Raw genomic sequence first — 899 nt, forward strand, 5'->3', positions numbered from 1 at the left:
TGCGCCAAGCGAAGTTGCGGGGAGACGCAAAGTAAGTCGCTACAGTTTGCGCTCGCCCGAACGCGACTGCTGGTTGGCAGCATCGGCCGATCCGCCCAGCGTGTCGGCGACCGTGGCACCTCGCGCACCCATCGGCTGCTGCGCACCTGTGGTGGTGTCCTTGGCTGTCTGGTGCTCCATCTCGGCATTGAGCTCCGCCCCCACAATCAGGACAATCACGGAGATCCAGGTCCACATCATCAAACCGATGACTGCCCCCAAGGCTCCATACGTCGCGTTATAGTCGGCGAAGTTCTCAAGATAATAGGAAAACCCTATCGAGACCGCGATCCAGACCACAGCCGCGAGGAAGGCGCCCCATGTCGCCCATTGCCACTTTGCCCTTTCGCGGCTGGGGCCGTAGCGGTAGATCAGCGTGATCCCGAGGCCGACCAGGATCAGCATCATCGGCCACCGAAGGATCCGCACAAGGGCTTCGGTCCAACCGCCGAGGTTCAGCAGCGCAAGCATGGCCGGCACGATCCCCACCGAGACGATAAGGCCGATACCGATGAGGATGGCGCCAAGTGTGAAGCCCAAGGCCAGAAGATTCAGATGGATAAAGCCGCGCTTTTCACTCTCCTCGTAGGCGATGTTCATGGCTTCGAATAGCGTCTTGATGCCGTTACTGGCGCTCCACAGTGCGACGGCAAGGCCGAACATGAAGCCGAAGCTGAGCGCGCCAGTCTTCTGAGCGGCCAAGGACGCAAGCTGAGATCTGATAATATCCAGACCGCTCGAAGGCAGTACGCCGCCAAGGAACGCAATGTGCTCAGCGATGGTCTGAGGATCGGCGACAAAACCGTAGATGGACACGAACGCGGCAAGCGCGGGAAAGAGGGCAAGGAGCAGATAGAATG

Annotated in this window: 1 protein-coding gene; it reads right to left on the reverse strand. The window is 60.0% G+C overall.

Annotated elements, in window-relative coordinates; genetic code table 11:
• Positions 1-39: 39 nt before the first annotated feature.
• The coding region (locus tag AC0L2K_RS34910) for a YihY/virulence factor BrkB family protein (protein ID WP_473533650.1) at positions 40-899 on the reverse strand (860 nt) is incomplete at its 5' end.

This window comes from Mesorhizobium sp. WSM4817 (assembly GCF_055811135.1).